The following is an 11,444-nucleotide window of genomic DNA, read 5'->3' on the forward strand; positions in this document are numbered from 1 at the left end:
CTCCACCAAATTCCTGTGCATTGTTGTTAATGTATGTTCCATTAATATTGGAACTGGAAACCATGCCATTGAAGTTGTTTGCTCCACTCTTCTTGATTGCAGTGTTGTTGGTGTATGTTCCTGTAATATTGGAACTGGAAACCACGGCATTGAAGTAGTTTGCTCCACCATCATTTGCGGTGTTGTTATTATATGTTCCTGCAATATTGGAACTAGAAACATCCTTATTAAAGTAGTTTACTCCACCTCTCTGGCCTGCAGTGTTGTTAATGTATGTTGCATTAATGTTAGAATTGGAAATAGATGAATTAAAATAAATTGCACCACCATAATCATTGGCTTGACCATTCATAAAAATAATGTCTGTTATATTAATACTTTTGGCATCAATATAGAATATTCTTGATGTTTTTTGAGCATCTAAAATACTTTTGCCTTTTACACCAACAAAAGAAATATTTTTACTAATGCTGATTTCACCATTATCATTATTCAAATAAGTGCCCTCTTCTAAAGTAATTGTATCCCCATCATTTGCACTGTTAACTGCAGTTTGAATAGCAGCAAAAGTAAAATCTGTAGGAATAATATTATTTCCGGCCAGTATATCATCATTAGACATTGATAAAATATTAGAATTAGATTCAAAGTTTTCATTCAAATTACTATTTTCTTTTACATTCAGTTCACTATTAGTTGCATTGAATATCTCCGGATACTCATCTAAATTACTATCCAGAGATATTCCTAAATCCTCTGTCTTATTTACATCGTCCATAGCTGATACACTAGCTATCGACATTAAAAAAATCATAATTAAACAAAAGGTTAATAAAGATTTAATCTTCATAAAAAAATTCTCCATGTAGTTTACTTATGTAATAATGTTATATTGTGTGATGTTAATAAATCTTATCGACCCTGTTAATTATAAGAAATTTTTGAGATAATTTTTTTTTATTAATCTCTCTTTTGTGTTGGTGGGAATTTATTTTTTTGGTTGAATTTTTTTTAAAGGGTTTTTCTATTAGTGGAGTTTTAGAAGTTATTTTACACTAAAATTTCACTTCGTTACTTTTTTTAGAATTTTTTGGTTATTTTTGGGGAGATTTTGCTTAATTATTGATGGTTGTAATCCAATGATTAAAAATCAATAAAGTATATTTAAAATTCGATTAACAAAAATAGCAATTGGATAATAGAATTTAATTATACCATGGCTAAAAGCATTTTGTTTGCAGAAAAAATAAAAGAAAAGATGGGAAAAATATATTTTGGGTCGTCCAATAATTCAAAAATTCAATATTTAATAAAAAATTAGAAAAAATTATTTATTGGTGGGTTCTCTTATTTTTCATAATTAAATTTTTGCTCTTATTCTAAAAAAAGAAAATAATAGCTATTCGATAAGAATAGCTGGTTTATAAGGCATTGCGTTTTTAGCCTTGTTTTGTGGGTCGTAGGAGTCATCAGTGTGTACGATAACTTCACTTGATACTTCATTGGAAATGTATTCCAGAGCATCATCGATAATTTGAGCTTCATCGATTTTTCCCACATATTTGGTTTTAGTCATTTCACGGCCTATTTTTTTAGCTACAGCAGCTATTTCTTTTTTATCATCATAAATATTGGCTCCAATAGCCCTACCCATGATTTGACCTATATCGGGTTTTCCAACTTCGTCCGCTATTTTGTATAAATCCCATTTCCAGTCAGGAGCCAGGTAAATGTGTACTTTTTCAGCATCATCTCCAACCATCTTTTTGATTTGATTTATATCTTTAATGAGATTTTGGACTATCTCTTCTGATTTTTCAATTTCAAGACTTATAATGCTTTCATCAGCTTCAGGCCATTGAGCAGTACTTACAAAGCCTTCTCCACCATATGTTGACCATAATTCTTCACATGTGTGTGGTGTAAATGGTGCAAGTAATCTGATCCATGATTCCAGGACTGTGGATAGGACATAAACTACTGCAGGGTCTTTTTTGTCAAGCAAATGATTTACTCTGTATAAGTAATGGTCAATATCCTTTTTAAGTAAGAATAATGATTCCTGTAAAGCTTTTCTTGTTTGGAAAACTTCTAAAGCTTCAGTTGATGCTTTGATGTGTTGGTTTAGCTGACTTAACATCCATAAGTCGATAGTTCTTGTCAATTCAACTTTTTCTATATTGGTCAAGTCAAGAGAAGAACCTTTGATTTCTTCAACTTTGCCTGCAAATTCTCTAAACCATTCAAGTCTTCTTTTAGTTCCAAGAACTTCTTTTTCTCTCCAATCAAAGTCTTGCCATGGTTCTGCAGAGGCCATTAAGAATAATCTTACAACATCTGCAGTATAATCTTCAATTGCGTCTTTTAAAAGGATAACATTTCCTTTTGATGATGACATTTTATTTCCTTCTAAAAGACCCATTCCAAATACTACGGTTCCTTTAGGCCATTTGTCTTCAGGGAATATTGCACTGTGGTGGAACATTAAAAAGCTTAAGTGATTTCCAACAAGGTCTTTTGCAGATAATCTCCAGTCAAGAGGATACCAATAGTTAAATTCATCTTGTATCTCTTTAACAATTTCCGGTGCAACTTTTATGTCATCTGAATCTTTATTTAAATAAACTTTATCAAAGAATGCGTGATTCAAATCATCCGGGTTCATATCTTTTAAAAATCTTGCTACTGAATAGTATGACATGTATATTGTTGAATCGGTTAAAGGTTCGATTAGCCATTGATTGTCCCAAGGAAGTCTGGTTCCAAGTCCGACCTTTCTGGAACATGCCCAGTCATCTAACCAGTCAATGTAATAATTGAAATTGTTTTTAATTTCCGGAGGAATGATTGTTTCTCTGTTTAAGACTTCATGGGTTTTTTCTTTCCATTCAGGATTTGAATATTTCATGAACCATTGGTCATCCATGATTTTAACAACACAGTTATTTCCGCATCTGCATACAACTGGCCTTTCGGCAAAATCATACATTATTGTAGCCATGTCTTTAGATATTAGCTCTTCTTTCAATTCTTCACGAGCAAATCTGACTTTTTTACCTCCAAAGCCAGGAATACTATCAAGTATGGTACCTTTACTGTGCTGGATTTTATACAATTCATTTGTTGCTTCGTGTATTTTTTCATCATTCTGGTCAGTAATTCCCAATCTTTCAATAATGTCTGCTGCAGGGATTTCTCCATATCCTTTGACAGTACAAACAGGAATTGGAACTACATTTTCAATAATTCCTTCTAAATTATATTTTGATATTAATTCTTCATTTTTCTTCAGGTCTTGAAGAGCAATGTAATCTGCAGGTGCATCTGCAGGTTCTGAAAATACTACACCACTACCGTAGGATGCACTAACGAAACTTGCAGGGAAAATTGGAATTTCATCACCAGTAAATGGATTTATTGCCATTTTACCGATTAAATCGTTCGGATTAATTTCAGATATGATGTCTAAGTTTTTAATTTGTTGCTCTAAATTGTAATGGGCTTCTTTTGTCACTACCCAATTTTCACCATCGGCATTAACTAAAACATATTCAACATCAGGATTTAACCAGATATTTGTAGCACCAACGATGGTTTCGGGCCTTAATGTTGCTGTAACAAGAATTTTGTCTTCAATTTTGAATTTTAATAATGTTAATTCATTGACTCCAACACCTTCACCTTCAAGTAAATCGTGGTCTCCCACTGGATTGTCACAATTTGGACAGTATTTGACTGGATGTTCTCCTTTTTGAATCAATCCTTTTTCATATAATGTGGTTATTTGCCATTCAATGAATTTTTTATAAGTCGGATCAATTGTTCTGAATTCACGTCTCCAATCGATGGAATAACCCATATCATGCATTACTTCATTGTATTCACTACTGAAGTATCTTACAATGTATTCTGGATCTTCTAATTTAGGTAATTCCTCTTTTGGAACTCTGTGGACATTTTCATATAAATCAAGAGTCCATGGGTCTTTTCTTTTAATTCTGTCTGCTATTCCAATAACTGGCGCTCCGGTTACGTGCCATGCCATAGGGAATAATACGTTGTATCCTTCCATTCTTTTGAATCTTGCATAAACATCAGGTACTGTGTAAGTACGACCATGACCAATGTGCATTGCACCACTGGGGTATGGAAAAGCTACTGTAATAAATAATTTTTCTTTGTCGTTAGGGTTTGATTCAAATAATTTTTCATCAGCCCATTTCTTTTGCCATTTTTTTTCAGTCACTAAATCACCATTATAGTCTTATTAGGGCTTTCGGGAACTTTACTCTTATGTTGATTCCTTTGAACTCTATCTATGATATCATTAATTTCATCAACGTCAATATCTAATTCTTCTGCAATAGAATCAGCAGCAATGTCTTTTTCTATGTGTCTGTATAAGATTTTATCGAGTAATTCATAGGTCATTCCTATTTCGTCTTCATCGGTTTGGTTATTCCATAATCCTGCTCTAGGAGGTTTATCGATGATTTCTTGAGGAACATTTAAATACTTGGCTAATTCATAAACGTCGGTTTTATATAAATCTCCAATCGGTTCGATATCACAAGCACCGTCTCCGTGTTTTGTAAAGTAACCGATTACGATTTCACTTTTATTTCCGGTTCCATTAACTAAGTAATTTTTTGAATTAGCATAAAAATAAATTATTGACATTCTTATTCTAGCTTTAAGATTTCCAATAGCTAATTTGTCTTCTTCTAATTGTGCAACTGATAAGAATTCGTTTAAAATACTATCAATAGCCATTTCTTTATAGTTTATTCCTAATAATTGTGCTATTGTAGTACCATGAAGTTTATCTTCTGTTGGTGTTGTTGTGGAAGGTAATACCACTCCAAATACATTTTCTTTTCCAACAGCTTCACAAGCTAAAAATGCAGCTACTGTAGAGTCGATTCCTCCACTTAGGCCTATTACAAGTCCGTCTGCATTTGCTTCTGATACTTTATTTTGAACGAATTCGACTATATCATTTTTTGTTTTTTCTACATCTAATTTTGGAATTTCGTTCATATCAAACACCACTTAATTTTTCATTAGTAATTAATATGATTCTTTTATTATATAATATATTATTATGGATAATGTGGAAATATTATCGGTTAAAATTTTTTTCATGAGCATATTTTAAAAAATAAAAGGTGGATGGATAATTGGTAAACAAAATAGTTGAATTTTCATTATCTGCGGATAATGTGATTTTGTATATCGTATTGGGTATAGTTTTGCGCTATTTTGTCAACGGTCCCATCTTTAAACATTTCGTCCAATGTTTTTTGAACTTGATCTCTTAGTGCGGTATTGCCTTTTTTAAATCCAACACCGTAACTGTCATATGATAATGGTGTGTCTAGTATTTTAAAGCTGTTCTGTTTTTGTGTTAGTTTATTATTTGCAATCCCTGAATCTACAAGTACCGCATCACATGCTCCGCTTTCCAAGTCCATAAATCCTGTGTTTATGTCATGTACTTCCTGTATTTTGAATGAATCTCCTATGGATTTGTTCTGTCCTTTAAGTGCATCAAGTCCTGATGATTCAATTTGAACTTCTACGGTTTTTCCTTTTAAATCATCAATTGATGAAATATTGGAATCTGATTTTACAACAAATACTTCTGTGTTGTTAAAGTAAGGTTCTGTCCAGGTATAATCATTTTCCCTATTATTTATGGTAAATGCACTCCAGATACAATCTATTTCTCCGGAATTGAGTTCAACTTCTTTAGAATCCCAGTTAATTATTGGCTGAACAACAAATGTCCAGTTATTTCTCTTACAAACTTCTTTGGCCAAGTCTATATCAAAACCAGCATAATTTCCACTCGCTGTTTTATCTACAAATGGTGGAAATCCTATATTTATCCCTACAACTAGTGTTTTTTCATCATTAGTCACATTGTTTTTATAATTGGGATTAATATCATCGAGAAAATCAAAAAAACCTGCATTTACTGTACTGACTGTTAAAAATAGTATTAATAGTGCAATAATAGTTAATATTTTTTTATTCATTAAATTTCTCCTCCAATTTTAAATATTGCCATTAATAATATTTTTCTATTTTAATGATATTTAAATATTAAAAAAATTGGATACACAAATCATTGGAATTTTTAATGGAAAATCTTTTTTATGGTTTGCCATTACTATATTTGGAGTAGGACTCGGCATCCGGATAGTCAACGGCTGAAGGGTCATTAGGATAATACTTTTTACTCGGACCCAAATCTTCTAAAATATTTCCATTATCATCACAAGTGAGATAATGACCATCTGCACCCATAACCACATGAGTATTGCTACTGCTGCTTTGACTTTGGACCTCTTCAGTATTAATCCTATCAGCACTAACGTTGGAAGAAGTGGTATTGTTAACGCTATTTTTTAGATTGTCTGCAGGGGAATTATTGTTGTTGAAAACAAAGTATGCTCCTGCGATAACGACAATTGCGAGTAAAACAACCAAAATGATAATTATATTATTGTATTTCATGAAATCACATTCAGTATAAATGTTTGTGTTATAATAGATGTCATAATAATCATGCTTAACTATCAACTACCAAAATAAGCAATCGAGTAATTAAGAATTTAAGCACAAAAAAGAAAGAGGGTTAAGAAAATAATCTTAACCGATTTAATTTTTATATTGTTTGATTAATACACCTGCACCAGCAAAAATTACTATTAACAATAAAATCCAAAGGTAATTAAAACTACTGCCATTTGATTGGTTATCAATTGTTTTAGCAACACTACTATTATTTTGAGTTTTATTTGAAGAATTGGCATAATTAGTATTTTCTACATCAGAAATTACACCGAACAAGTTATTACTATTCCCATCAACATTATACCTATTATTAACCGGAGCATTATATGAATCAATTAGTGCATTTGATGAATCTTTTGGTGAATCAATCAATCCTTCATCCGCTTCATTTGATAAATCACCACCAGCACCATAGCGATCTTTAGCTACAACGGTTAATATATCTGATGCGAATTGACCAAATAAATTAGCGGTTATTGTATACTGTACTTCTTTTTGAGGTGATACTAATATTGTTACATTGGCTTTACCCTCTGTTCTATTAGAAAATTCAATATCTGAAACTGGGATGAATGAAATATAATTAGTAACCATTTCACCAGAGTATGCAACCATTTCACCAGTGTATAGTCTTACATTATTGTTATAGAATCCTGCTGTTGCACATAATTGTGAGTTTACTATATTAGTATTTTCAGATAATTTTAAAACAAATCTTAAAGGATTACTATCAGTATGATGAATATTTGACCATGGCCACATTTTCCATTCAACTAATTGGTCATTATCGGAAGAAGGATTTTTTCCTCCCCACCAATTATTTTTTATGGAATCATATTTACCACTATTATATACAGTATCTCCTTCTTTTGCAGAATTAGAGACGAAAATATCATTAGCTAAAATTAAATGAGAACTACTTGAATCTAAATAGATTGCACCGCCCTTATTACCACAATGATTATTTACAAAAACACATTGTGAAAAAGTAATCCAATTTTCTTTATTTATATAAATTGCTCCACCATTATCATTAGACTTAACTGTATTGTTAATGAAAACACCATATTTCACATCAATAGTGAACTTGTTTGTATATATTGCTCCACCATCATTATTCCCAGCAGTATTACCAATGAAAAATGAATATGAACTAATCCAGGTTATGGTATCTGCATAAATCGCACCACCATAATCAGCTGCATAATTATTTAAAAAAGAACTATTATCAATTTTAACATCACCTTTACTTCTTATTGCACCGCCGTAACATCTAGCGATTTTAGCACCTGATGCTTTATTATCCTTAAAAGTACAACCTTTAAGATTAACATCTCTGTTAGCATAAATTGCACCACCATCCTCTATTGCATGATTATTTATGAAATAACAATTTTCAAATGTTCTTTCAGTGAAATCACCACGATGATATTTAAATGATTCTGGACTGGTCTTACGATTGATATATATTGCTCCTCCATCTCCATCTTTTGCATCATTGTTTTCAAAGTATGAATTTTTAATATTTGATGGACTACTAGGACTATCACTATAATAAAGTATGGATTGTGTGTATATGGCTCCACCATGATTTTTCGCCCAATTGTCTTTAAAGTAACAGGAATTCAAGCTCAAATCAGTATCGGAGCATATTGCACCACCATTATACTTTAAAATCCCTCCATCGACATAATTTCCAGTGAAATTACACTCATTAAAATTCACTCCAATATATAAAAAAGTATCAACACTATATCCAGAAAGTTTCCCTGGAGCTGAAACATATATTGCTCCGCCGTCACCACTTTTAGCAGAATTGCTTTTAAAAGTAGATTTAGTTACTAGAATTATATTGCCTCTGTATTCACCCTCATGATAAGAAATGGTTTTTCCACTTATATATATTGCTCCACCGTTACCATTTTTAGCGGTGTTGGCTTCAAAGTGAGAATTATCGATGGAATAAATATGTCTGGCAGATATTGCTCCTCCACGATTCTCTGCCCAATTATTTTTGAATGAAGAACGGGTTATGGTGCCCACATAACCATTGGTGCATATTGCTCCTCCTTCACGTCTTTGAATACCTCCTTTCGCATAATTTTCATCGAAATTGCTATTCTTGACTTCAATTTTTGATCTTTCTGAATCTATTTGTATAGCACCACCATCTCCTTTATCTGCATGATTTTTTGTAAAATTAGAATTTTCAATGCATATATATTTAAGTTTACTTTCCCTTCAGAAAGCATCCAATATTTCAAAATCACACTTTAAATATATTGCTCCACCTTCCTGTGCCTGGTTGGTTACGAAGTTAGAATTTATTACATATATTGGCAACTCACGGAAGAAAGATATATGCATTTTTCCTTCATCTTTATATATTGCTCCACCTTTATCGTCGGCAATATTGTTTATGAATGTACAATTTATAATGCGTAACTCACCATCATTGTTTATGGATATCGCTCCTCCATTTTTCGCTTTATTATTTTCAAAAGTACAATTAATAAATTCAACTATATCACCATTAATAACAGTAACGGCACCACCTTTACCATCTTTATTGTCACCATTGATGAATCTTACATTTTTTATTGTGATTGAATTCCAGTTTTCCTTTAAGTCCACATCAAATGCATTAAATTTATTATTACAGTCAATTGTATGTCCATTTCCATTAATAGTAAAATATTTAAACCCATTCCCAAAATACCAGTCACCTCTAGAATGCAAGGTTTCAAAGTTGGAACCCGCTACTATTTTACAGTATTTCCTTTGCTTGCAGTATAATCTCTAGTTAAATTCAACTCATATTTGGCAGAGTCTATTTCGTTTTGAAGTTCATCAAAAGTACCTGCCGAAATATCTTTATTAACTGCAAAATTACTTACAGCTTCTCCTTTAACATCACTAATGTTAGTATCTTGGGATGCTGAAACACATGATACACCAATTAATGAAATTGAAATTAAAATCAGTACAAAAAGTATTTTTTTCATTTTAATAACCTAATCCTATTTTTTTTGAATTTATGTATATTCCACCCAAAAAATGTAAGCAAGCACTTGTTTGCTTTTTTTTTAAATGAGAAAATCCTCAATTTTTTTTAGGTAAAAATAACCTTACTATTTCATGGTCATGTTTTAATATGTATTTAAATATATCTGAATTTTTGAACATGTTAACAAATTATATATTTTTAAATGGTGGAAAATTCTGTAATGATGACTAAGTTTATATACTAAGAATTAAAATACATTTAATAACCAAAAGTAAGTTTAATAAATTTTTCTAATCGAGGTGATTTTTTTGGCATTTAAAGATTATTTTAAATTTAACAAAGATAAAACAACATTCATTTTTGTAGGTGGAAAAGGAGGTGTTGGAAAAACTTCTATATCATCTGCTACTGCTTTGTGGTTAGCGGAACAAGGTAAAAAAACATTAATTGTATCAACTGACCCTGCTCATTCACTTTCAGATTCTTTGGAAGTTCCAATTGGACACTATCCTAGAGAAATTAAATCTAATTTATATGCTGTTGAAATAGATCCTGATGAAGCAATGGCTGAAAAGCAAACTGCTTTGGAAGCTCAAAAAGACACTGCTTCTGGAGATATGCTCGGAGGACTTGATTTCTTAACTGACCAAATGGATTTGGCATCATCTTCTCCAGGAGCCGATGAAATTGCAGCATTTGAAGTATTTTTATCTGTTATGACTTCAAATGAATATGATGTTGTTGTATTTGATACTGCACCAACTGGACATACATTAAGATTATTGTCCTTCCCTGAAGTAATGGACTCCTGGGTAGGAAAAGCAATGATGGCAAAAGCTAAATTGGGTTCTGTTGCAAATTCATTAAAAAATATAATGCCGTTTATGGACGCTGTTGATGATCCGCAAACTGCTGAAGATTTAAAAAGAACCAAAGAACAAATTGATGAAGCTAAAAAAGTATTGGCTGATTCTGATAGAACAACCTTTAAAATGGTTGTAATTCCTGAAGAAATGTCAATTTATGAATCTGAAAGAGCTCTTGAAGCACTGGGCAAACATGATATCACTGTGGACAGCGTTATTGTAAATCAGGTAATGCCTGATATATGTGATTGCGAGTTCTGTCATTCAAGACATAAATTACAGCAAAAGCGTTTAGCTTTAATCGACCAAAAATTCCCAAATCAGCACGTTGCTGAAGTACCTTTATTTAAGGATGAAGTTAAAGGTCAGGAAAAATTATTAAAATTAGCTCACATCTTATATGATGATGAGGACAATGATGAAGTTACTCAGGAAGCTATTCAGCTTTAAAAAATTAAAATAAGTTAAAATAAAATATATTTTAACTTTTATTTCTTATTTTCTTCAAAAAACCATCCAAGACACATACTGATAATGAATAATGCCAGTATTAGCAATCCGTCTGCAGTTGACCCTTTGCTTGTAAAATCCATATAGACGGAATTTATAAAGTATATTATAAAGAGAATTATTCCTACTATGCAGAATATAATTGATAATGTGCGGTTTTCATATTTTCCTCTGTAGTTGACCAAAAGGGTCATGGCAATGTATATTACGGCTAAAGCCAGCAAGAAAAGATATACAAATAAATATTTCGGCACTGCATATATGCAGAAAACTAATATTGCCATTAATATTGCTATAAATATTATTTCTATTTTATTCATCATATCACCTGCATTAGCTAATAAAGTAATTTACTAAATTAACACATATTATAATTCCTATCAGTGTTGTTATTGCACCGTTAAAGCGCATACCTAAACTCATCAGGATAATATTGTATAAAAGGCATATAATAAATATGACATCTAGAATCTGAATTA

At 31.6% G+C, this 11,444-nt stretch carries 10 protein-coding genes; 1 reads left to right on the forward strand and 9 read right to left on the reverse strand.

The window, feature by feature from the left end; genetic code table 11:
* The 8 genes from ACKI5C_RS07170 to ACKI5C_RS07205 form a co-directional block, all read right to left on the reverse strand.
* Nucleotides 1–802 (reverse strand): hypothetical protein (locus ACKI5C_RS07170; RefSeq protein ID WP_407432485.1); only part of this gene is annotated, 802 nt, incomplete at its 3' end.
* 597 nt (nucleotides 803–1,399) lie between these two features.
* The gene (leuS, locus tag ACKI5C_RS07175) at nucleotides 1,400–4,246 is read right to left on the reverse strand and encodes a leucine--tRNA ligase (RefSeq protein ID WP_407432486.1); all 2,847 of its coding nucleotides are present in this window, start codon (nucleotides 4,244–4,246) and stop codon (nucleotides 1,400–1,402) included.
* A complete protein-coding gene (locus ACKI5C_RS07180; protein ID WP_407432487.1) occupies nucleotides 4,246–5,040 on the reverse strand; it encodes an NAD+ synthase in 795 nt (264 codons plus the stop codon). Before ACKI5C_RS07180 ends, leuS begins: the two co-directional genes overlap by 1 nt.
* Before the next feature lie 167 nt (nucleotides 5,041–5,207).
* Complete coding sequence (locus ACKI5C_RS07185) at nucleotides 5,208–6,041, reverse strand: transporter substrate-binding domain-containing protein (protein WP_407432488.1); 834 nt, start codon at nucleotides 6,039–6,041, stop codon at nucleotides 5,208–5,210.
* 118 nt (nucleotides 6,042–6,159) lie between these two features.
* Nucleotides 6,160–6,522: a hypothetical protein gene (locus ACKI5C_RS07190; protein ID WP_407432489.1), complete on the reverse strand. Its 363-nt coding sequence runs from the start codon at nucleotides 6,520–6,522 to the stop codon at nucleotides 6,160–6,162.
* Nucleotides 6,523–6,666: 144 nt separating this feature from the next.
* A complete protein-coding gene (locus tag ACKI5C_RS07195) occupies nucleotides 6,667–8,625 on the reverse strand; it encodes a right-handed parallel beta-helix repeat-containing protein (protein ID WP_407432490.1) in 1,959 nt (652 codons plus the stop codon).
* A gap of 198 nt (nucleotides 8,626–8,823) precedes the next feature.
* The gene (locus ACKI5C_RS07200; RefSeq protein WP_407432491.1) at nucleotides 8,824–9,321 is read right to left on the reverse strand and encodes a hypothetical protein; all 498 of its coding nucleotides are present in this window, start codon (nucleotides 9,319–9,321) and stop codon (nucleotides 8,824–8,826) included.
* A 23-nt stretch (nucleotides 9,322–9,344) separates the two neighbouring features.
* Nucleotides 9,345–9,587, reverse strand: coding sequence for a hypothetical protein (locus ACKI5C_RS07205; protein WP_407432492.1), 243 nt, complete (start codon nucleotides 9,585–9,587; stop codon nucleotides 9,345–9,347).
* 295 nt (nucleotides 9,588–9,882) lie between these two features.
* Between ACKI5C_RS07205 and ACKI5C_RS07210 the strand changes: the two genes are divergently transcribed.
* Nucleotides 9,883–10,905 carry an ArsA family ATPase gene (locus tag ACKI5C_RS07210; protein WP_407432494.1) on the forward strand — a complete coding sequence of 341 codons (1,023 nt, stop codon included), beginning with the start codon at nucleotides 9,883–9,885 and terminating at the stop codon, nucleotides 10,903–10,905.
* A 38-nt stretch (nucleotides 10,906–10,943) separates the two neighbouring features.
* Here ACKI5C_RS07210 and ACKI5C_RS07215 read toward each other — a convergent pair whose 3' ends face one another.
* Nucleotides 10,944–11,285, reverse strand: a complete 342-nt coding sequence (locus tag ACKI5C_RS07215; RefSeq protein WP_407432493.1) for a hypothetical protein — start codon at nucleotides 11,283–11,285, stop codon at nucleotides 10,944–10,946.
* Nucleotides 11,286–11,444: the final 159 nt, after the last annotated feature.

The organism is Methanobrevibacter sp. (genome assembly GCF_045646045.1).
GTDB lineage: Archaea > Methanobacteriota > Methanobacteria > Methanobacteriales > Methanobacteriaceae > Methanocatella.